Origin of the sequence: Cupriavidus sp. CuC1 (assembly GCF_044627735.1) — a bacterium.
GTDB classification, from domain to species: Bacteria; Pseudomonadota; Gammaproteobacteria; order Burkholderiales; family Burkholderiaceae; genus Cupriavidus; species Cupriavidus ulmosensis.
In genome coordinates this window covers 1-20,946 of the sequence record NZ_JBIUHC010000029.1, presented here as the reverse complement: position 1 = coordinate 20,946, position 20,946 = coordinate 1, and the positions used below count along the sequence as shown (strand labels likewise).

General features: G+C 65.3%; 15 protein-coding genes. 5 read left to right on the top strand and 10 right to left on the bottom strand.

Features of this window, described 5'->3' with window-relative positions:
• Positions 1–196 precede the first annotated feature (196 nt).
• Together ACGLHR_RS14925 and ACGLHR_RS14920 are read right to left on the bottom strand one after the other, a co-directional pair.
• The gene (locus ACGLHR_RS14925) at positions 197–820 is read right to left on the bottom strand and encodes a response regulator transcription factor (RefSeq protein ID WP_267602382.1); all 624 of its coding nucleotides are present in this window, start codon (positions 818–820) and stop codon (positions 197–199) included.
• A complete protein-coding gene (locus ACGLHR_RS14920; RefSeq protein ID WP_400094791.1) occupies positions 817–2,235 on the bottom strand; it encodes a histidine kinase in 1,419 nt (472 codons plus the stop codon). The genes ACGLHR_RS14925 and ACGLHR_RS14920 overlap by 4 nt, the downstream gene beginning before the upstream one ends.
• 169 nt (positions 2,236–2,404) lie before the next feature.
• Here ACGLHR_RS14920 and ACGLHR_RS14915 point away from each other — a divergent pair, with 169 nt between their 5' ends.
• The gene (locus ACGLHR_RS14915; RefSeq protein WP_400094790.1) at positions 2,405–4,855 is read left to right on the top strand and encodes a TonB-dependent receptor; all 2,451 of its coding nucleotides are present in this window, start codon (positions 2,405–2,407) and stop codon (positions 4,853–4,855) included.
• A 604-nt stretch (positions 4,856–5,459) separates the two neighbouring features.
• Here ACGLHR_RS14915 and ACGLHR_RS14910 read toward each other — a convergent pair.
• From ACGLHR_RS14910 to ACGLHR_RS14900, 3 genes are all read right to left on the bottom strand, one after another.
• Positions 5,460–7,451 carry a diguanylate cyclase domain-containing protein gene (locus ACGLHR_RS14910; protein WP_400094789.1) on the bottom strand — a complete coding sequence of 664 codons (1,992 nt, stop codon included), beginning with the start codon at positions 7,449–7,451 and terminating at the stop codon, positions 5,460–5,462.
• A gap of 481 nt (positions 7,452–7,932) precedes the next feature.
• The gene (locus ACGLHR_RS14905) at positions 7,933–8,235 is read right to left on the bottom strand and encodes a GNAT family N-acetyltransferase (RefSeq protein ID WP_400094866.1); all 303 of its coding nucleotides are present in this window, start codon (positions 8,233–8,235) and stop codon (positions 7,933–7,935) included.
• Between the two features lie 480 nt (positions 8,236–8,715).
• On the bottom strand, positions 8,716–9,030 hold the full coding sequence (locus ACGLHR_RS14900; protein WP_400094788.1) for a hypothetical protein: 315 nt from the start codon (positions 9,028–9,030) through the stop codon (positions 8,716–8,718).
• Positions 9,031–9,464: 434 nt separating this feature from the next.
• On the opposite strand from ACGLHR_RS14900, the gene ACGLHR_RS14895 reads away from it, so the two are divergent.
• The 3 genes from ACGLHR_RS14895 (at position 9,465) to ACGLHR_RS14885 (ending at position 12,936) form a co-directional block, all read left to right on the top strand.
• Positions 9,465–10,193 (top strand): helix-turn-helix domain-containing protein, encoded by a 729-nt coding sequence (locus ACGLHR_RS14895; RefSeq protein ID WP_400094787.1) that lies wholly within the window; start codon positions 9,465–9,467, stop codon positions 10,191–10,193.
• Between the two features lie 146 nt (positions 10,194–10,339).
• A complete protein-coding gene (locus tag ACGLHR_RS14890) occupies positions 10,340–11,353 on the top strand; it encodes a response regulator transcription factor (RefSeq protein WP_400094785.1) in 1,014 nt (337 codons plus the stop codon).
• Between the two features lie 146 nt (positions 11,354–11,499).
• A complete protein-coding gene (locus tag ACGLHR_RS14885; RefSeq protein WP_400094783.1) occupies positions 11,500–12,936 on the top strand; it encodes an amidase in 1,437 nt (478 codons plus the stop codon).
• Positions 12,937–13,099: 163 nt separating this feature from the next.
• Here ACGLHR_RS14885 and ACGLHR_RS14880 read toward each other — a convergent pair whose 3' ends face one another.
• From ACGLHR_RS14880 to ACGLHR_RS14860, 5 genes are all read right to left on the bottom strand, one after another.
• The gene (locus ACGLHR_RS14880) at positions 13,100–14,299 is read right to left on the bottom strand and encodes an ABC transporter permease (RefSeq protein ID WP_400094782.1); all 1,200 of its coding nucleotides are present in this window, start codon (positions 14,297–14,299) and stop codon (positions 13,100–13,102) included.
• Between the two features lie 2 nt (positions 14,300–14,301).
• Positions 14,302–15,510 carry an ABC transporter permease gene (locus ACGLHR_RS14875; protein ID WP_400094780.1) on the bottom strand — a complete coding sequence of 403 codons (1,209 nt, stop codon included), beginning with the start codon at positions 15,508–15,510 and terminating at the stop codon, positions 14,302–14,304.
• A 10-nt stretch (positions 15,511–15,520) separates the two neighbouring features.
• Positions 15,521–16,231: an ABC transporter ATP-binding protein gene (locus ACGLHR_RS14870; protein ID WP_400094778.1), complete on the bottom strand. Its 711-nt coding sequence runs from the start codon at positions 16,229–16,231 to the stop codon at positions 15,521–15,523.
• Positions 16,228–17,436 (bottom strand): efflux RND transporter periplasmic adaptor subunit, encoded by a 1,209-nt coding sequence (locus tag ACGLHR_RS14865; protein WP_400094777.1) that lies wholly within the window; start codon positions 17,434–17,436, stop codon positions 16,228–16,230. The genes ACGLHR_RS14870 and ACGLHR_RS14865 overlap by 4 nt, the downstream gene beginning before the upstream one ends.
• A gap of 284 nt (positions 17,437–17,720) precedes the next feature.
• Complete coding sequence (locus tag ACGLHR_RS14860; protein ID WP_400094775.1) at positions 17,721–18,119, bottom strand: hypothetical protein; 399 nt, start codon at positions 18,117–18,119, stop codon at positions 17,721–17,723.
• A gap of 544 nt (positions 18,120–18,663) precedes the next feature.
• On the opposite strand from ACGLHR_RS14860, the gene ACGLHR_RS14855 reads away from it, so the two are divergent.
• On the top strand, positions 18,664–20,637 hold the full coding sequence (locus ACGLHR_RS14855) for a phosphatase PAP2 family protein (protein WP_400094773.1): 1,974 nt from the start codon (positions 18,664–18,666) through the stop codon (positions 20,635–20,637).
• Positions 20,638–20,946 lie beyond the last annotated feature (309 nt).

Here is a 20,946-nt window from a genome sequence, read left to right as displayed (position 1 = left end):
CAAGAGAAGCAAAGCCGATACCATGTGCAGTGCAACATGCGCGCTATTGCGGGCACGGCGTTGTCCGGCATGGCTTCATGGGCCGGCAGGCGCTGCTGCCGGGCCGCGGCTTGTGCAATGCGCTGCGCGCCGCTGTCCCGCCATGGAACACGCAGCAGGCGCTCACGCCAGGCCTGTCCCGTTTTGAAACAGGCGATCAGCCGAAGCCGTGCTCCACCGCATAACGATGCATTTCCACCCGGTTGGCCAGGCCCATCTTCTTGCGGATCAGCGTCTGGTAGTTCGCCACGGTCTTGGTACTGAGATAGAGTTGGGCGGCCACTTCCTCGATGGCCGTGCCACGGGCGAACAGGCGGAACAGGTCGAACTCGCGCGGCGACAAGGCCAGATGCGGTGGTGGTCGGCTGCCGGCATCGACCATGCCCGCCACATCGTCGGACAACACCTGCCGCCCCTGGGCCACCTTGCGCACGGCGTCCACCAGCGCTTCCGGCGCACTGCTCTTGGTCAGGTAGCCGGCGGCGCCGGCCCGCATGGCCTGGCTTACGATGGCCGCGCTGTCGTGCATGCTGAACACCAGGATCCGCAACGCGGGCACCCTCGCGCCCAGCCGCTGCAGCACTTCCATGCCGCCGCGCCCTGGCATCGACAGGTCCAGGATCAGCACGTCGGCCGGATACTGTGTCAGCCAGGCATAGGCGGCGTCGCTATCGCCGAACTCGGCCACCACGCGCACGCCCTCCTCCAGTTCGAGCAGCCGCCGGTATCCGGTGCGCACTACCGCGTGATCGTCGGCAATGACAACGTCGATGGTGTTCATTCGCTATGGCTCCCATGCAGTTGGGTTGGCTGGGCAGCGGCTTGCGGCGCGAGCGGAAAGCTCGCGCTCAGGCGGCAGCCCGGCGTGGCAGGCTGGGTTCCCGGCGCCGCAACCGGCTCGATGCGCAGCGTGCCGAGATGCGCCCAGGCGCGCTCCTGCATGCCCTGAAGACCATGACTGCGTTGCAGCGCCGCGGCGATGTCGGCAATGCCCTTGCCGTCGTCCTCCACACTCCAGCGCACCTCGCCGCCCGCCGTGGCGGCAATGCGGATCGCCACGCGGCGCGCGCCGGCATGGCGCATCACGTTGGTCAGCGCTTCCTGCGTCATCCGGTACAGCGTCAGGACCAAGTCGGGACCTGGCGCCGCGCCGCCAAGCGCCACCTCGCAGTCCACCCGCACCTGCTGGCCCGGCTGGCCGCGCCAGGCCTGCACCAGGTCTTGCAGCAGGCGTTCCACCGAGGCCAGCCGGCCGTCGGGCTGCACGCCGTGCGGCCGCAGCCGGTGCAGTAGGTGGCGCACCTCGTGCTGGATCCTGGCGCAATGCCCGGCCAGGTCGTTGGCCACGAGTTGCAGCACGGGCTCATGCGCGCTCTTGCGCACCAGGTAGGCGGTGTCGGCGCGCATCGCGGTGAGCACCTGGCCGAACTCGTCGTGCAGTTCCCGCGCCAGGCGTGCGCGCTCGCTTTCCTGGGCTGTCAGCAGCTTGCGGCTCAGGGCGCGGCGCTCGGCCTGGGTTTCGTCCGGCGCGCCAGCCAGGTGGTTAAGCGCACGGCGGATCTGGTCCATCTCGCGTGTGCGCATGGACGGCAGGCGCACGCTGTAGTCCTTGTCTTCGTAGCGCCGGATAGCGTCCAGGATCTGTTGCAGGGGGGCGAGGGCCCGTCCCAGAGCCCAGTGGATGCCAAGCAGCAGCAGCGTGCTGTAGACCGCAAGCACGGCGAGGTTGCCCGCCATGTCGTCGCGGGCTTCCTGGATTTCACTCTCAGGATTCCAGCGCAAGGCGGCGCGGTAGGCGGTGCCGTCGCGGGCGCGGATCTCCCAGGTGCCTTCCAGCCTCGCCGCATCGGCCCTTGGGCTCGCAAGGGCGAGCAGGCGGCCCCAGGCGGAGCTATCCCGTGGCTGCGGCGCGCTCACCAGCACCTGGCCCGTGGCGTCCTCCAGATGCAGCCACAAGTGGCGCATTTGCGCCGAGGCATTGATGGCGCGCAGGGCTGCAAGCTGCCCCTCGCGTTCGGCCGGCGCCGCCACCTGCAAGGCCGAGAGGCGCGGAATCAGTTGCGCCATCGCGTCGGCGCCACGGCGCTCGTCGCCGATGGCGCGCACCGCGAGCCACAGCGCCACCGCCAGCGCGCAGCACAGGCAGGCCGCGCAGATCCAGATGGCACGGTTTAACAGATAGCGAGACATCGTCATGGCAATGACGCCTCCCGGAAGGTTGCAGTGGCCGGTGGGCATCGCTTGGCGGATCGGGAGGTTTTCCCGAAACCCGAGGTACGGAACCTGCTCCCTGTCCCTCAAGTTGTTTCCACCAAGCCGGCACCCAACGCAGGTGCCCCGGCCGATCATTCCGAGGAGATGCAAGATGCCAGCCAACCTACCCCCGCCCAGGCGCAGGGCCGTGCCGGGAGGCGCTGCCCTGCGCCTGGCGCCGCGCCGTGGCGCGCTTTGCCGCCGCGCGGCCACCGCCATCGCACTGGCCGTGGCACTGCTGGCCGCCCTGCCCGCTGTTGCACAACAGGACAATGGTGTGCAAATCGGGGACAATGCCACGCTGCCTGAAGTGATGGTAGTGGCAACCGCGCCGCTGCCCGGCATCGGCGTGGACCGCGATCTCGTGCCGTACACGGTGCAGACGGTCAGCGGCGACGACCTGAACGGCAAGCGCGCCGGCACCCTCGCCGAATACCTGGCGCGCTACCTCACCGGTGTCAATATCAACGACATCCAGGGCAGCCCCTTCCAGTCCGACCTCACCTACCGCGGCTTTCGCGCCTCGCCGATCCCCGGCGCGTCGCAAGGCCTGTCCATCTACCTGGACGGCATCCGCGTCAACGAACCCTTCGGCGACGTGGTCAGCTGGGACATGATTCCCGAGGCCGCGCTCGAGAGCGTCTCGCTGGTCTCCAGCGCCAACCCCGCCTACGGCCTCAACACGCTCGGCGGCGCGCTGGCCATGACCACCCGCTCCGGCCTGAGTTCGCCCGGCTTCACCGCCGACCTGTCCTATGGCAGCGGCAACCGCAAGCGCGCCGACCTGTCGGGCGGCATCCGCAGCGGCAGCGGCTGGCACGCCTTCGCCGCCGGCACCCTGTTCCAGGAACAGGGCTGGCGCGATCATGCCGAAGGCCGGCTCGGCAACCTGTTCGTCAAGGCCGGGCATGAGGGCGAGACCACCAGCTGGGACGTGTCCCTGCTGCACGGGCGCAGCACCCTGATCGGCAACGGCCTGGTGCCGAGCTACCGCGCGAGCGGCAATGCCCTCCTGCCCGGCCTCTATGAAAGCAACCGCGCCGCGGCATACACCTACCCGGACAAGACCCGCAACCAGGTCACCCAGGTAGCCCTCAACGGCCGCCACTGGTTCGACGACAAGACCAGCGCCGCGATGCTCGCCTACGTGCGCACCAGCCGTCGCGACACCACCAACGGCGACATCAACCCGGACTACGACACTTACACGGAAGACTGCGAAGACGGCTTCACCGCCGACGGCAGCCCGCGCAAGTCCCGCTGCGGCTTCACCCGGGCCGAAGGCGCCGCGCTGGACCCGGCGGTGCTCAACACCACGCATATGTGGCAGCAATCCATCGGCATGGCGCTCAGCGCGGCCAAGGAAACCGAGCACCACCTGCTCAACGCCGGGCTGACCTTCGACCGCAGCCGCCTGACCTACTCGCAGTACGAGCAGCTCGCCACCTTCACCGACGACCGCGGCGTGGTCGCCGACCCGAACGCGCCCAACCAACTGTTCTCCGGCGTCAGCGGTACCTCGCGCGCGGTCGGCCTGTACCTGTCCGATACCTGGTCCTTGACGCCCAGCACCTTCCTCACCGCCTCGGCCAGGTGGAACCACGTCACCGTGAGCAATACGCTGCGCAACAGCGACGGCAGCGAGCAACCGCAGGAGAGCTTCACCTACCGCCGGCTCAATCCCGCGCTGGGCCTGACCCAGAAGCTGGGCGGCGGAGTCTCGGTGTTCGGCGGCTACGCCCAGAACAACCGGGTGCCGACGGTGCTGGAGCTGGGTTGCGCCGATCCGGCCCAGCCCTGCCGCCTGCCCGCCGGCCTGCAGGCCGACCCCTACCTCAAGCAGGTCGTGTCGCACTCCTACGAGGCGGGCGCGCGCTGGCGCCCGTCGAAGGACACCGAGGTGTCCGGCACGTTCTACCGCATCGACAATCACGACGACATCCTGTTCCTGCGCGCGCCCAACACCCAGCAGGGCTACTTCGCCAACTTCGACCGTACCCGCAACCAGGGCTTCGACCTCTCCGCGCGGCAGCGCCTGGGCGACTTCACGCTGCGCCTGGGCTACAGCTATCTGCAGGCCACCTACCAGGCCAACGGGCAGCTCGCGGTGGGAGAGCGCACCATCGACGTCAAGCCGGGCATGCGCAGGGCAGGCGTGCCGCGACACACCATCAAGCTGGGCGTGGACTGGCAGGCGCTGGCCGGCCTGACCCTGGGCGCCGACCTGGTTGGCGTGTCCAGCAGCCCTGCCAACGGCAATGAAGACGGCCTGCGCGCCAACCCGCAGCCCGGCAAGGCGCCCAAGTACGCGGACTGGAGCACGCCCGGGTACGCGACGGTGAACCTGCGTGCGTCCTACCGCGTGAACAAGCACTTCGAGATCTACGCACGCGTGGCCAACCTGTTCGACCGCCGCTACGAGACCTATGGCCAGATCTCCAACGACCTGTTCCCCGGCAACCTGCTGCGCCCGCACGTCACGCCGGAGGACAACGCCAGCGCGCTGTTCGTCGCCCCCGGCGCGCCGCGCAGCGCCTGGGTCGGGGTGGTGTATCGCATGTAGCCAGGCAGCTACGCCGCGCCACCGAATCGCCGCCAGACGGTCGCCCACCTTGATCGCCAATCCGGCGCGGCAACGCATTGCCAAGGGTTGCAACCGAGACTTCTTCGACTCGACTGTCAGGTGGCGTCCAACGCGACGAAGCGGCTGATCTTGGAGCGTCTTGTTTCGTTTGCAGTGATTCCCTCGAACATTGAGCCCACCCGGTAGACTGGAAAGCCGGAAACTCCCCCTAGGACTTGGGAGGCAGGGAGCGATAGGCAAGGATCCAGGTGCAGATCAGCGGGCCGATGATGGGGAGCAATGCGAGGTAGGCGTAGTAACCGTTAATGCGAGCAGCTTTGAAGGCCCTGCTATAGGGAATGAACCACAGAGCTTCGAAGAGTAGAAATCCTAGGAATTCAGTCACTAATGTCATGCACTTGCTCTACTCAGCACTGTTGCAAGGAGAGAAATTGGGTGTAGGTGGAAAAGATAGCCTACCGCCTATTAAAGGTAGCGAGTCGCGATTCGCCCGGTGGATTCTGGCATGGGATGAAAGCAGGAATGGTGAACAATTGTGAGAAATGCCTGTGCACCTCTTGGGTGCCGCGGCATTGAGACAGTCTCAATCCGCTTCAGCCTCGCATACCAAGAATCTACCTTTCCCATCGTGCTTTGCCCCATATAGCGCAGCGTCGGCGCGAGAGAACAGTTCTGCGGCAGTCTGACCGGCCGCAACCCGACCACTGTCGCGGCGGCGCAGCGCTATGCCAACGCTTGCGCGAGCCGTCACCTGATACCCCGGATAAATGTAAGGGTGGGCTGAAAATTCCATGATGGCTTGTGCAACCCGCTCCGCTTCATCCGAGGATTTGACATTGTCCAGAACGACGGCAAATTCGTCGCCGCCGATGCGTGCGGTGGCGCCCGCTTGCGGGACAATCAAGGCGAGCCGCTCGGCGAAAGTAACGAGCAGCTTGTCCCCGACCGCGTGCCCGTAGCTGTCGTTCACGCATTTGAATCCGTCCAGGTCCACCAAAAGGAGCGCCATCGAGCTCTGGTTTTGGTCGGCACGCTTGATGGCCGCGGACAGGTAGCGATCAAAGCCTTTCCGATTGAGAAGTCCGGTCAGATGATCCGCAAGGGTCAGTTGTTCCAGCCGGTTGACCTGTGCGCGCTCCACTGTCACATCTCTCACGAAGACGTGCAGGCCTTGCACGATGTCACAACCTTCAACCAGAGCCGGCTGATAGGTGATCTCAAGGCATTGATATTCGCGAGTGTCACGGGGAACCCGATCAAAGGTCAGGCTCTCCCCAGCATAAGCGCGGTCCAGGTAGGGTTTCATCTCGGCATAGGCGGGCGCACCCCACAGTTCTTGCATGGAAAGCCCGACAATGCTGGCAGCCGGCAGCCCGAATCGGCGCTCGTAAGCTGTGTTGACGAAGACATAGCGTCCCTGCGCATCGACGTAGGAGATGAGGTCCGGCACCTGGTTGGCGATGGTTTGGATGCGCCTCTCTGACGCGTGCGCCTCCTCCTTCGCCTTTTGCAGCGCCGATTCGCGCTCCACCAATTGCCTGATAACCCGCGAAAAAGTGATTGTCAGCTCGCTTACCTCATCGCGCGGTGTATCGGCTTTGGGTAAAAGCTCATTGAGGTTGGCAGGGTTCCGCTGGATCGCACGATGCAGCCGCTCCAGCGGCACCAGCAGGTGCCGGACCACGATCCACATCAGGCCAACTGCAACGAGCAGGCCGATACCTGCCGCTAGCACAACCTTGCGACGGACTTCGGTCAGCGGCGAGTACGCTTCTTTTGCGGGAAGCGTGGCCACGAGTTCCCAGCCGTTGGATTTGAGCAGGTACCTTGCAACGATTGGCTGGGTCGGCTGGAGAATCTCGAAGGGGGAATACGCTTTTTCCGTGCCGCAGGACTCGCCCACGGCGCTAGCAATTTTCATCAACTGCGCCCGGTCGGCATGCATCACGTAGAGGGGATTCTGTCCGGACGACACCAGGCAAAACATGCCGGTGGCACCCACGCGATTGCGCACGACGTCCAGCAAGAAGTTGTCGCGAAGCAAGTTCAGGCTGCCAATCACGATGGCTCGCAACCGACCGTCTGGCGAGCGAAGTGCGACGGCAATCACGAAGCCCGGTGCGCCATTGTTGCGGCCAATCAATGGCTCGGAGAAGAATGTGGATGCACCTTGCAATATGCCTTGCACGTAGTCCCGGTCCGCCAACTGAAACTGCTGGCCGGTTGGCATGGCCGTGTTGAAGGCGAGTCGGCCATCCGGCCAGATCAGCGATACCGAGTTGAATGCCTCGGGTATGGAGGCGGCCTGGCTGGCAAACGCCTTCAATTCCTCCGGCGAACGCTCCAGCATTGGCGCCAGTTGTCGCGCGAGGGTGCGCAGCAGGACGGCACGTCCTTCGAACTTCTCATTGAGTTGCTCAGCGACAAGCTTGACCTGGGTGTACTGCTGCGCTTGCAGAAGCTCTTTCAGGCTGGTATAGGCGTAATACTGTGCGATCGCGGCCAGTGCAACGCTGAACAGCGACACCACCAGTGCCGTCGCCAATGCCGCGCGGTTTTTCAAGGTCCAGCGCACGAGATGCTCTTCTTTCAGATCCCGGGTTCATCCCGAATCCCGGTCGGGACCACCATCACCAGGTTGTTTGCGCCGAAGTCCCACGCTAGCGACATCAATCGCTCAGTGCATGGATGTGCCTAACATAGGACGCCGTGCGGAAAAGGATCGAGGATGTTATTAAATCCGCACATCCCCCAAGAACGATCCTCTACCTGTCGCCCCGTAGCTCGCGGACCTTCTCCGAAGCTCAACAGCGCGATTGGTTTGATAACGGCACCATGAGTCCGAACTTTAGGCGTGCCGCTCGGTCACCCAGACTGGATGACCCTTCTTGACCCGTTGTCGCGTTTGCCAAGGTCAATGGACTCCGCTCGCACCGATTACGCGATTTAAACGCCTGCAGCGCTAACGCACGCTTTAGCAATTCCCTCACCTGCGTTTTTGAGCGCGTACTTTCTCGGGGAAGCCAATATATCTTGGGCAGAAAGCTGACGACGCCTCAGTCAAGGCGACGACACATATAGTTTGTGCTCGCACCAAAGCGTCGTTGAAACGTCTTGGATAACTCCACCTGTTTCAGAATCGCATCCACGGAGGTGAGCGAAAAACCATAGCGCGCGAAAAAAGCTGGATGTTCCGTTGTGAGGAGGACCGCCTTTGTGCAACCGTTGGCCCGGGCGCGCATTGGTAGGGATGCTACGAGATGCGTGGCAATTTGCCGTTCGCGATATTCCTGAAGGACTCCAACGGCTCGGACGAAAAATGTTGCATCGAACTGCTCACCACATGCGCAACCAATCATGGCTTTGCCGAGTTGAAATGACCTCGACAAAATCATCTGATGCAAATAAATGCACACGCCACCGAGATGGCAAAGCGAGTGGTAGCAGGACAGCAGAGTTTAATGTAGCGCATACTTAAACCCAAGTTATATCAGGGTTAACACATAGGTTTTTGAGCGGTATTTTTCATGCGCTTGTCATGGACCAAGGTCCTGGCGGAACGCCGAATAAGTTACGTACAGCGCATATTGCGTCGAGGCCTTCAGTAAAATATATTCCGAAATCCTTCTTGCATCACGCGCGCACGAGCAGCGCTCCGGCGTCCAACACGGCTAGCAGGGCATCATGAATGCCTGGTCCCTGGAAGTAGTCCTTTCGTCACCGAGATGAAGAGAAGTTCGACGCCTCGAACCCACGCGGTGCCCGGTGTCCGTGTCGGTAGACCCGGTAGTCTGTTCACGAAACGTGCAGCGCAGAACCAGGCCAATAGTCTGGTCCAGTTAGTCGGTACCTCGCAGGTTAATGAGGACTCTGTTTTGGCTAGCCTTCCAGTTGTAGTTGGCAATGAGGATCCCAATAACGTGCCCTGTGGCAGGCCCTCTGGGAGAAAATGCCAGCAGGCAGTATGTAAAGGCGTCGTCGAATGCGGAGTGTGTACCCTCCAGCCGCAAATCGCCGTTTTTGACCTTGCTATACACCGCAAAACCGTGGGCGATCGACTTTTCCACCCACTGGATTCCGGTCACGTTAAAGTGGACGGCTCGGATTTCGAGCCGTCCAACGATCACGCGAAATCCCCTCTCCCCTACGTGCATGCGAGTCTCCCAAGATTTCGTCGAACGGCACGGCATTTCGCGCAAGCAAGCTGTGTGCGCACAACCCTGACTGGTACTGGCTCTGGCTGACTCTCCATGACCTCGGAATGGTTGGAGGGATCGCACCGCTTGGGGTAAGTCTGCAAGAGACACCCACGACTGACCGACTTCTCTGTCTTTCGTCGCCTTCTCTATTGTATGAATGTGCCGGACTTGTCTTCTGGGCGTTGGTGCGCTAGCGCACCAACGGTAGATAATAGCGGCAGTCGTCGCCGGCTATTTATGTAAAGATATGAAATAGATTATCTCGGGTGACCGACGTTTCCAGCAAAGCGTTCTCTTCAACCTGACACCTCCATTGCCTGGAAATATCAAAGGTCTGGTATTCCCCCCCTCAATTCTCCAATGTTGGCTTACCCAATCCGGAGGCCCTCGTGAGCTACAACTGTGAATCTGATCTGACCGGACAACTAGCTGAACTGGGCGCTAGGATCAGGAAAGCGAGGGATTTCCGTCGACTAACGCTATACGGCCTGGCGAATCAGAGCGGCGTGTGCGTACAGACGCTGATTTCTATCGAGCAAGGCAACTCCGGGGTGGCAGCACCCCAACTGCACAAGGTACTCCGCACACTTGGTCTGCCACAGACCCTCGTACCTCAAGACGTACCGCCAGGCCAACGAGAAGCATGTCATTCGCGCCACCTTGGCTCGGTCGATACTGAAACTGCGATCAACAACGCGGCACAAAAAGCTTGCGAAGTCCTGGACGCGTGGTTGGTTGCGATAAACCCCGGGCAAGCTATCGATTCCAACTTTCAACGGCACCTGCGCGAACACATCGCGGCCATGCTGTGTGGTCGTCCTGGGTCCATGCGCCCGGCGCGGATAAGACGTCGAGTCTATTCGGATGATTTCGTTGGCGGGCCAATAGCCGCTGAATCTGAAGACTGCCGCGGATGGGCGTTGCGTGTTCGTGGTGAGACGCTGATACTGCAAGGCCAATGCGCCTTGGACCTCAACGATGCCGCGTTTGAGCCCTACTCGTCCCGAGAGGTGGCGCTGCGCGCCTTTCGAGAATATGTCGAGAAAGGAGGCATTCCTCCCGAGGCATTGGATGCCGTTCCAGTCTTTTGGAGCGAGAGCGGGCAATACTACTTCTAGGGAAAGTCTGAAGAGCCGGGATTTCGCCGAACACGCAACCGATGCCGCCGGCCTGGAAACTTGACCGTGATAGAGTGGTTTCGATTTCTTCATCACCACATCCCACGCGATCGACCCAGCAACCTGACAATGCCCAGGAGATGACAATGCGTCAGCACATCGCGCGCGATACCGCGGCGCAGGCCCGCGAATTCCAACTGGCGGGCAGTGTCAGCCGCCTGCTGCTGCTGTCGCTTTACCAGCTTGCAGCCACTGAGCGCATCGGTGTGTTTGAACAACGCGTCTTCGACCTGCTGCACGAGCATATGGATTTCGACAGCGCCTGGCTCGGGCATTCGACGCTCACGCCGCTGGGGCCGCGACTGCACAGCAGCCATACCCACAACGCAGCCCCTGACTTTCTCGCCGACTGGGAGCAGGTGAAGGGACAGGATCCGCTGGTGGGCCTGGTAGCCGGCGGGCCGGGCAGGACGGTCGCGCTATCGGTGCCGCGCGAGCCGCTGGCCCTGCCGCTGCGCGCGCTGTGCCGGCGGCATGGCATCGCCCATGTCCTGTGCGGTGCGCACTTTGCCGCGCCGGCGCATCGCACCACCCACCTGTCGCTGTATCGCAAACCGCGGCGGCAGGCCTACGCCGAGCGCGACCTTTGGGTGCTGGAATGCGTGATCGCTCACCTGGCTGCGGCGCTGGAGCAGAACCGGCTGTGTCGGATGCGCGAGATGCGCAGCCAGGGCAACGCCACCGAAGGCACGGCGATCGCGCTGTTCGACGCCAGCGGCTTCCTGCAGTACGCCGACGAATCGTTCTGTGAACTGATGGCGCTGGAATGGCGGGAATGGAATGGGATCACGCTGCCGGGCGAAGCGCGCCATGCCCTGCTGCACGCGCATGGCGCGGGCTTCACCGGTGCATGCGTGTGGCTGTCGGGAGAAAGGGTGGGGGATCTGGTACTGCTACGCGCGGGCACGCGCGGAGCAGTCAGCGTGCTCACGCCGCGCGAACTGGCCGTTGCTCGACTGTTCGCGGCCGGGCAGACCCACAAGGTAGTGGCCCGGCAGCTCGGCATCGCCCCGACCACGGTGCGCCACCATCTCCGGCAGGCCTACGCCAAGCTGGGCATCGGCGACAAAGGCGCACTGGCCGGGCGGCTTCGCCCCTAGCTGCCAACCGGCTGGAGCCGGGACCCGGGGTCCTGCAATTGAACGGTTTCCTCCGTTCCGCTGCGCTGTTCAAATGCCTGTACCGCCAGCCACGACTGGCGGCGCGGAGCCGATCGTGACTCCGCCCGGACAGGGGACAGCACACAATGAATATCACTGAATATGCAGGCTACGATGCCACCGGTCTCGCGCAGGAAATCCGCGCGCGGCGCGTATCCCCCGCCGAGGTGCTGGCGGCCGCGCGTGCCGCCGCGGCCAGCATCAACCCCCAACTGAACGCGCTGATCGAAGCCTTTCCCGTGGCGCTCGAATACTCGCCCGACGGCCCGTTTGCCGGCGTGCCCTTCCTGCTCAAGGACCTGGTGCTCCATGCGCGCGGCGTGCATTGCGATCATGGTTCGCGAATGACGGCTGGCCGGGTCGTGCCGGCGGCCGATACGGAACTGATGGCGCGGTTCCGTCGGGCCGGCTTTGCCACCTTTGGCCGCACCACCACGCCGGAGTTCGGATTCAATGCCAGCACCGAATGCCGGCTGCATGGCCCGACCCGCAACCCTTGGCATCCGGACCACAGCCCCGGCGGCTCCAGTGGCGGCGCCGCGGCCGCTGTGGCGGCCGGCATCGTGCCGGTGGCGCATGCCAACGACGGCGGCGGCTCCATCCGTATCCCGGCCGCCGCGTGCGGGCTGGTCGGCCTCAAGCCTTCGCGCGGGCGCACGCCGGCCGGGCCGGACCACGGCATGCCGCTGCTCGGCCTGGGCGCCGAGTTCGTCTTGACGCGCAGCGTGCGCGATTGCGCGGCCATTCTCGATGCGGTGGAAGGCGCGGACACCGGAGCGGTGTTCCATATCGAACGCCCCGCCCAGCGCTATGCCAGCGTCATCAACACCCCGCCGCGCCGCCTGCGCGTGGCCGTCTCGACCCGCTTCCCCGGCACCGGCGAAACGCATGCGGACTGCATTGCCGCGGTGCAGACCGTGGCGCAAGCGCTGGAAGCGCTTGGGCACCAGGTTGAAGACGCCAGCCCCGAGTACTGCGCCGAGTCGTTCGCGCGCGCCAATATGACTGCCTGGACTTCGTTTCTTGCGGCCAGCGCGCTGGGTGCCGGCCAATGGATCGGGCGGCCTTATGACGGCAGCGGCGTGGAAGCCTGCACGCGCGCCTGCATCGAGCACGGGCTGACGTTGAAGGCGCTCGACCTTGAACTGGCGCTAGCCGCCATGAACACGGTCTCGCGCGCGGTCGGCGAGTTCTTTACCCGCTACGACCTGTTGGTGACGCCGGTCACGCGCGTGCCTACCGCCCCGCTCGGCCTGCTCGACCAGGACGACACCTCGCTGGACGCGCGCGGCTGGTGCGACAAGGTATTCGACTACTGCCCCTTCACGCCGCTGTTCAACGTCACCGGCACGCCGGCGATCTCGCTGCCGCTTGGCATGTCCGGCGAACTGCCGCTAGGCGTGCAATTCGCCGCGCCGATGTGCGACGAAGCGACGCTGCTCCAGGTAGCGGCGGCGCTCGAGGAGGCACTGCCGTGGCGAGCCAGGCGCCCGCGCATCCATGCCTCTCGCATCCAGGCCTGATTGGGCGCGTTCGATAAAGCCGACTTATCAAAGGCCCTGGCGCGCGCTGCAAGCCTCATGAGATTCAATGACCAGTTCGCAGCGAGGTCTGGCATCTCTGTGAGTGCGGCTATGCATCCCGCCGCACGGGGCTGATCGAGGGCATGGCGAGCGTGGCCGTGCCCTACTCGGAACGTAGCGCCTCCTGCGGATCCAGCTGCGCGGCCTTGCGCGCCGGGAGGACGCCGGCAGCCAGGCCGACCACCACCGCCACCAGTTCGGCGAGCACGGCATACGACCATGGGGTGTGGACCGGCAGAGCCGGCAACGCGGCTTCGATCAACAGGGAGAGGCTCCACCCCAGCAGCAAACCCGCCATGCCGCCGACGGCCGCGAGCACCGCCGCCTCGCCGAGAAAGAGCAGCATGACGCGGCGCCGGGTTGCGCCGACGGCGCGCAGCAGGCCGATCTCCGAAGTGCGTTCGGCCACCGCGATGGTCATCATGGTGAGAATCCCCACGCCGCCGACCACCAGCGAAATGGCACCGATCGCCGCTACCGCGAAGGTGATGGCATCGAGCACTGCGCCGAACACTTCGAGCATCTTTTGCTGCGGCGTGACGGTGAAGTCCTCAAAGCCATGGCGCGCGCTCAATACGTGCTTGATGCCTGCTTCCACCTCGGTGAGCGGCGCAGTCGGGTCGTAGGTGACCTCGATCTCCACCAGGCTCTCCCGGTTGAACAGGTCCAGCGCCCGGCCGGCCGGTATGTAGACGGTATCGTCCAGGTCGAAGCCCAGCATCTGGCCTTTGGCTTGCATCACGCCAATCACGCGGTAGCGTTCCCCGCCGACACGGATGCGTGCGCCCAAAGGGTTGTCGCTGCCGAAGAGTTCGCGTGCCACGGTTGCGCCGAGTACGGCCAGGGTCCGCGCGGCGCGCGGATCGTCGTCGGGCAGGAACTGGCCGGTGGCCACGCGCATGCTCAGCGCCTCGGTGAAGCGGTGCCCGACGCCATACAAGGTGACGCGGCGGCTCTTGCCGAGGTAATCGATCTCGGCATTGCCTTGCACCAGGGGATTGGTCACGCGCACGTGGGGGGCATGGCCCAGGGCGATGGCATCGTCGATGGTCAGCGGGCGCACCGTGTTGATCGACCCGAGCGAGGCGCCGTGGGTCTGGGTACGCCCCGGTGTCACGCCGATCAGGTTGGTGCCGAACTGGGTGAACTCCTGGATCACGAAACGATGCAGCCCTTCGCCGATCGAAGTCAGCAGGATGACCGCGGCAATGCCGACGGCAATGCCCAGCGCGGTGAGGAAGGTACGCAGCCGGTGGGCGGCCAGTGAGGCGAGCGTAAAGCGGATGAAGTCGGCGTAGCGCATGGTCATCTCCGCGACAACGCCTGCACGGGGTCGAGGCTGGCCGCGCGCCGTGCCGGCGCCACCGTGAACACCACCGCCGTTACCACCGCAGTGGCTGGTGCCGCCAGCAAGGCCCACCAGGGCGCGGTGAACGGGATCGCCGGATAGAGCCGGGTAGCCAGGCTGCAGCCAGCCTGCCCCACCGCCAGGCCCGTCGCCGCACCGCCGAGCGCCAGCAGTGCCGCCTCGGTGAGGAAGAGCAGCCGGATATGGCCGGCGGTCGCGCCGAGTGCCTTGAGCAGCCCGATCTCTTGCCGCCGCTGGGTCACGGCAATCAACATCACGTTCATGATGAGAATGCCGGCCACGGCCAGGCTGATGGCGGCGATGCCGCCCACGGCCAGGGTGAGCGCCCGCAGGATGCGGTCGAAGGTGGCGAGCACCGCGTCCTGGGTGATGACGGTGATATCGCGCTTGCCTTCGTGGCGCTGCCGGATGATCTCCTCGGCGTCGGCCTTGGCGTGCGGGATCTGCTCGCGGCTCCTGGCTTCGATCAGCACGCGGAACAGCGCATCGGTATCGAACAGGGCCTGGGCCGCGGAGAGCGGCACGATCACCATCTCATCGGTATTGAAGCCCAGCGACTCGCCCTGCCCGGCCAGCAGCCCGATCACGCGGAAACGCCGGTCGCCGATGCGCAGCCATTCACCCAGGGCCGGGCGCGCGCCGAACAGCTCCGCCGCCACCCTGGTGCCGATCACGCAGACGGGCTGGCTATGGTGGGGGTCGCCTTCTGGCAGGAAGCTGCCCTGGGCCAGGGCCATATGCCGCACCGCCAGCAACTCCGCGGTGGAACCCAGCACCGGCGCTTCGCGCCGGCGCGCGCCCACGCGCAAGTCACCGTCGCCGACGATCAGCGGCGCGATGCGCAGCACGGCAGGACTGCGCTTGAGCGCAAGCGCATCGTCCAGCGTCACGTCGCGCGTGGTCGCGCCCAGCACGATCCCGGGTGCCGCGCCCGCCGTTTCGCTGCGTCCGGGCAAGACGATGACCAGGTTGGTGCCCAGCGCGCCGAACTGGTTGACCACATACAGCCTGGCCCCCTCGCCGAGCGCGCTCACCGTCACCACGGCGGCCACGCCGATGCTCATCGCCAGCAGCATCAACAGGCTGCGTGCGCGGTTGCCGCGCAGTACCTGCCAGGTGAAATCGAACACGTCGGCGATGCGCATGTTGGCGGACCTATCGGGGCTGGGTTCGGGGCTGGGTTCGGGGCGGGCATTGGGGCTGGTCGCTGACGATGGCGCCATCCACCATGCGCAGCTGGCGTGCCGCGCGGGCACCGAGCTCCGGGTCATGCGTGATCAGGATCAGCGTTCCCCCCTGCGCGTGCAAGCGTTCCAGCACCGCAAGGACATCCTGGCCCGTCTGCCGGTCCAGGTTGCCCGTTGGCTCGTCGGCGAGGATCACCGGCGGATGCATGGCCATGGCGCGGGCAATGGCAACCCGCTGGCACTGACCGCCCGAGAGCTGGTCCGGCCGGTGCCCGGCGCGGTCCTGCAGGCCGTATTCGCCAAGCAGCGCAGCCAGGCGGCGGTGGCGCTCGGCCGGATCCATGCCCGCCAGCACCATCGGCAGCTCGATGTTGCCCGCGGCGGACAGCCGCGGCACCAGGTGGAAGAACTGGAACACGAAACCCATCTTCTGGCGTCGCAGCCGGGCCAGTTCGTCGTCCGGCAAGGCGGTCACGTCGCGGCCGTCAAGCGCATAGGTGCCGGCATCGGCACGATCGAGCAGGCCCAGGATATTGAGCAGCGTGGACTTGCCCGAGCCCGATGGGCCCATGATCGAGAGATATTCCCCCTGCGCCACCGCGAGGTCGATGCCGCGCAGCGCATGCACCGTCTCGCCGCCGAGCGCAAAAGCGCGCTTGATGCCCTGGAGCCGGATCATTTCGCCGTGCCTCCCGCGGGGGCCGGCTGTTCTTCGACAGCGGCGGCGCCAGCGCGGACACCGCTGCGGTCCAGCGAGGTGACCACCCGCGCGCCGCGCTCCAGGCCCGCTTTTACCTCGGTGAACTCCCAGTTGGATAGCCCGGTATCGAGCTTGCGCGTTTCCAGCTTGCCCCCGGCGGTCAGCACCAGTACCGCATTGCCGGATCTCAGGGCCGTGGTGGGAACGCGCAAGACCGGGTCGTGCGCGTCGGTCACGATCTCCACGTCCGCGCTGTAGCCGACCAGCAGGTAGTGCGCCGGGTCCGGGTTGTCGAGTTGCACCTCGACCTCGACGGTGCGGGCCTGCTTCTCCTGGGCCAGCACATAGGGCGCGACGCGCCGCACCTTGCCCACAAAGTGCTTGCCCCGATAGGCGTCCAGGGTGACGCGTGCCGGCATGCGCACCCGCAGGCGCGCCGCGTCGATCTCGTCGATCGGGGCCGACACGTAGAGGCAGGAGTCGTCGATCAGGTCCACCGCCGGCAGTGTCGGGATGCCGGGCGGCGACGGCGTCAGGTACTCGCCTATTTCGCCATTCACTTCGGCGACCACGCCGTCGAAAGGCGCCTTGAGGACCGTGCGCGCGATATCGGCGCGGGACCCCGCGATCCGCGCACCAGCCTCTTTCACCTGGGCCTTGGAGGATTCGCACGCCGCGCTCCTGGAACTGGCGTCGGCATCGGCCCGCTCCAAGGCCTGGGAGGATATAAAGCCCCTGGCCACCAGCCCGCGCGAGCGCCTGGCGTCGCTGGCCGCCACCTTGGCCAGTTCGCACACTTCGCGCACATGCGCCGTGGCCGTCAGCAACTGCTCCTGGGCAAGGCGATCGCGCGCGAGCAGGTCCTCGTTCCAGAGTTCCAGCAGGACCTGGCCAGTCTTCACGCGATCGCCCTTGCGGATTTTCAGCACCTCGATGCGCCCTGCCGCCGGCGGCGCCAGCTTTGCCCGCCGGCAGGCGGACACCGAACCGGCCCGGGTATTGGCGACAGTGGCCTCGACCCGCCCCGTGTCGACCCTGGCTGTCTGCACCGCCACCGGCTCGGCCCGGGTCGCATACCAAGCTGCGCAGACGATGAATGCAAGCACCGCGGCGGCAGCCGAGAGGCGGATGGCAAGCCGGCGGCGCGTTGCCCGGTCCGGCGCTGAGGGGGAATGGTCTGTCATGGGGTAATGAGTAGCAAGCCTGGTCCGCTTTGCGTTGGACACGACGATGCACTCTCACCACTAAGAATAGGCAGACATGTGACGAACTGGAACCCTGCGGCCAACAGTGTGCTTTTAAGCCTGGCGCGCGTCACCAGGAGGATTGCAAGGCATCCTCGGTATCGATGTGACGGATGCAGCTTGCCGCCCCGCGCAAGCGCCGGGGCAAAAAGAAGCAGACGAAGAAGGCGCGTGCCGTGCCGTTTCCGCTATTGGTGGCGGGACTGCCGATTTCGTTGGGCGCTTCAGAGCGCGGCATCGACCACCAGCGAAGCCCTAAGCTGGCGAATCCGTCGGTCAACGAAATAGCCGCCGCCCTCGACGTAGCGCAAGAAGTGGCGGCCGCAAACGGTACATTCCCAGACGTCGCACCGGTTATATGGAAAATACCGCGGGGCGATCGGCGCAGCCGGAGACCAGAACTGCGTGCGGTCCGGATGGTATTCGCCAAACGTCGGTTCGTCGTCTGATTCATCGTCAGCTGCCCGCAGCGTGCCGGCTTCGCGGAGTTGTTCCTCCGGATAGGAGACGGGCTGGCTTTCCCAAGCGGACGAAAGCGTCTTGCAGCACGAGCACGCCTGCGCGACGCTCTCTGAGTGAGCGGCAAGCGCCATCAGGGCGGGGTAATCGAGGTACGGCGGCATTTGGGCCATGGCTCATTGTTGGCGGGCATTGGCAATGCGCACCATGCCCGCGTGGTCTCGGATAAACGGCTTGGTCGACGGGCCAAAACAGTTGACGTGCTGACTTCCCTCTCGATTGCCAGGCCACGGAGTCAATGGGCCCGCGTCATATCAGCCGACACCCTCTTCCGCGGTCGAACAGGAAGACGCCATCGTTGCCAGCTTTTTCGCATGCCTTCTGTCTTGATGCGTGTCGGCGGGAAGGATAGCACCCGCGCGACAAGGGTCTCGTGCGCTGCAACCTATGCGAATGGCATACGGTGCCTTGACATCGTGGCCCACCGGGTAAGTTGGGAGGGACCTGCACTCGCGTTCCCATCGCGATGCCCACCGAGCAGTTGTCCCTTTTCGAGCGTCATACGGGCGGCGATCGACCGTCGGCTGAGACGAAGTGGCTCCCGCTCCGAAGCGCACCGCAGAAGTGCATTAATAGTCATAAGGAGTACACAATGGCTGCGTAGCATTCCGCCGATCCCAATGCCACCGGCCCTAGCGCCAGCGCCTCATGTTTCCTCCAAGCTCCCTCCGTGCCCTGACCGCCGCGCTGATCGGCGCCATGTTGCTGACCGCCTGCGGCGGTGGCGACGATGCCACCACCTCCGCGCTCGCGCAGCCGCTGTCGATCCCCGCCGCGCCCAAGGACCTGGGCTTCGCCGACTCCGCACCGGTAGCCGACCAGGCCGCCGTGCTGCCCTTCGTGGACTACGCCTACACCAACCAGCGCGGCGACGCGCGCTACGCCACCAAGGAAACCAACGCCGGGGTGCGCGTGCTGAGCGGCTTCCTGGACCTGTGGAAGCCCACCACGCTGATCGTCGATGCCGGCGTCACCGCGGCCGCCAACGGCAGCTTCCCCGCCGTGGTCGCGTCCAGTTGGACCGGCATCCCCCGCGACAGTACCGACGGCACCATCCCCAACGCCAGCGTGCTCGGCGCCAACATCCAGTACGTGGCCAACGTGACCGCGCAGCGCACCGCCGCGCAGGAACTGGCCGCCTACCTGGACGACCGCCGCAACAAGGGCTACAGCGTCAGCGACGGCCTGGGCCCCCTGACGGCCACCTGGCAAGCCGCTGCGCAACAAACCACCACCATCACCAGCATCGCCAGCGACGCCACCACCGTGCTGTACAACGACGGCGGCAACAACGTCGGCGTGGGCGGCAGCACCAACGCCAGCTTCGGCACCGTGGTGGATTTTGTCAGCAACATCGGCGAGAACGGCTCCACCGAGCCGGCCAAGCGCTTCTACAAGTACGCGCGCCCGTGGCGCTGGAGCAGCAGCGTCAAGGTGGTCCCCGCGCTGGAGCCGGCCAAGAGCGGCACGCCCGCCACCGATGGCGGCTTCACCAGCGGCCACACCGCCGAAGCCGTGCGCGACGCCATCGCCATGGCCTATGCCGTGCCCGAGCGCTTCCAGGAAATGGTCACGCGCGGCCTGGAACTGGGCGAGAACCGCATCGTCGCCGGCATGCACTCGCCGCTGGACGTGGTCAGCGGCCGCATGCTGGGCCAGGCCACCGCTGCCGCCAGCATCGCCACCGGCGCCAACGCCGCGCGCAAGGCCGCCGCTTATGACCAGGCCCACGGCACGCTGATGGCCGCGGCCAAGACCGACACCAAGCTGGCCTTCAACGACTTCGCGCACTCCGGCACCACGGCCACCGACCGCTTCGCGGACTACGCCACCAACAAGGCCAACTACAACCGGCGCATGACCTTCGGCTTCGCGCAGATCGCCGACACCACCAAGCCGGCGGTGGTGCCCAAGGGCGCCGAGGTGCTGCTGGAAACGCGCCTGCCTTACCTGGATGCCAACCAGCGCCGCGTGGTGCTGAAGACCACGGCGATGCCGTCGGGCTATCCGGTGATGGACGACGCCGAAGGCTGGGGCCGCCTCAACCTGTTCGCCGCGGCGGACGGCTACGGCGCCTTCAACGGCGACGTGGTGGTCAACATGGATGCCTCCCAGGGCGGCTTCAATGCGCTCGACACCTGGCGCAACGACATCGGCGGCGCCGGCAAGCTGAACAAGCAGGGCAGCGGCACGCTGCGCCTGGGCGGCCAGAACAGCTACACCGGCGGCACGCAGGTCGCCGCCGGCACGCTGCAGGCCCTCTCGGCCTCCGCATTCGGCAAGGGCGACCTCTATCTCGGCGGCGGCACGCTGGCTTCCAGCGCCGACGCGCAGTTGGTGATCGCCGGCGCCTACACGCAGCTGGCCAATACCACGCTGCAACTGGACCTGGGCAGCGGCGGCGCCGGCCGTCTCGCGGTCAGCGGCATCGCCACGGTGGCGGGCGGCACGCTGACGGTGAACTTCCGCAGCGGCTTCCGGCCCGCGATGGGGGACACCATCAGCCTGCTTTCCAGCGCCAGCCTGAAGGGCCAGTTCACCACCATCTCGGTGCCGGGGTACAAGACCACGGCCATCTACACGGCCACGGGCTTGTCGGTGCGGATCGACGGGACGGCTTGATGTTGTGACAACGAAGAAAGCCGCCTTCGGGCGGCTTTCAGCCTGCCGACAAACCTGAAGCATTAGGCAAAGCCGCCGAACAGGCCAAAGCCGCGCGCCATGACGACGGCTGTCTCTCCCTCTCCCCTCAGAGCTTAGGTTTGCCCACAAATCGGCGTCCTCGATAAGGCAGTGCTACTTGTAAACACAATCTGACGGTGTTAACTTCAGTCGACCTCTTTGACCATGACGGATAGCTGTGACTGAGACCGATGACCTCGACGATTGGGCTAGCAACGAGTTTGGCGCTGCGGAATTGGGCGACGCCCG

Bases quoted from the DNA above. Each gene is read 5' to 3' on its own strand.
- ACGLHR_RS14925 (WP_267602382.1), bottom strand. From the start codon at position 820: ATGAACACCATCGACGTTGTCATTGCCGACGATCACGCGGTAGTGCGC.
- ACGLHR_RS14920 (WP_400094791.1), bottom strand. From the start codon at position 2,235: ATGACGATGTCTCGCTATCTGTTAAACCGTGCCATCTGGATCTGCGCG.
- ACGLHR_RS14915 (WP_400094790.1), top strand. From the start codon at position 2,405: ATGCCAGCCAACCTACCCCCGCCCAGGCGCAGGGCCGTGCCGGGAGGC.
- ACGLHR_RS14905 (WP_400094866.1), bottom strand. From the start codon at position 8,235: ATGATTGGTTGCGCATGTGGTGAGCAGTTCGATGCAACATTTTTCGTC.
- ACGLHR_RS14900 (WP_400094788.1), bottom strand. From the start codon at position 9,030: ATGCACGTAGGGGAGAGGGGATTTCGCGTGATCGTTGGACGGCTCGAA.
- ACGLHR_RS14890 (WP_400094785.1), top strand. From the start codon at position 10,340: ATGCGTCAGCACATCGCGCGCGATACCGCGGCGCAGGCCCGCGAATTC.
- ACGLHR_RS14885 (WP_400094783.1), top strand. From the start codon at position 11,500: ATGAATATCACTGAATATGCAGGCTACGATGCCACCGGTCTCGCGCAG.
- ACGLHR_RS14880 (WP_400094782.1), bottom strand. From the start codon at position 14,299: ATGCGCTACGCCGACTTCATCCGCTTTACGCTCGCCTCACTGGCCGCC.
- ACGLHR_RS14875 (WP_400094780.1), bottom strand. From the start codon at position 15,510: ATGCGCATCGCCGACGTGTTCGATTTCACCTGGCAGGTACTGCGCGGC.
- ACGLHR_RS14870 (WP_400094778.1), bottom strand. From the start codon at position 16,231: ATGATCCGGCTCCAGGGCATCAAGCGCGCTTTTGCGCTCGGCGGCGAG.
- ACGLHR_RS14865 (WP_400094777.1), bottom strand. From the start codon at position 17,436: ATGACAGACCATTCCCCCTCAGCGCCGGACCGGGCAACGCGCCGCCGG.
- ACGLHR_RS14860 (WP_400094775.1), bottom strand. From the start codon at position 18,119: ATGCCGCCGTACCTCGATTACCCCGCCCTGATGGCGCTTGCCGCTCAC.
- ACGLHR_RS14855 (WP_400094773.1), top strand. From the start codon at position 18,664: ATGTTTCCTCCAAGCTCCCTCCGTGCCCTGACCGCCGCGCTGATCGGC.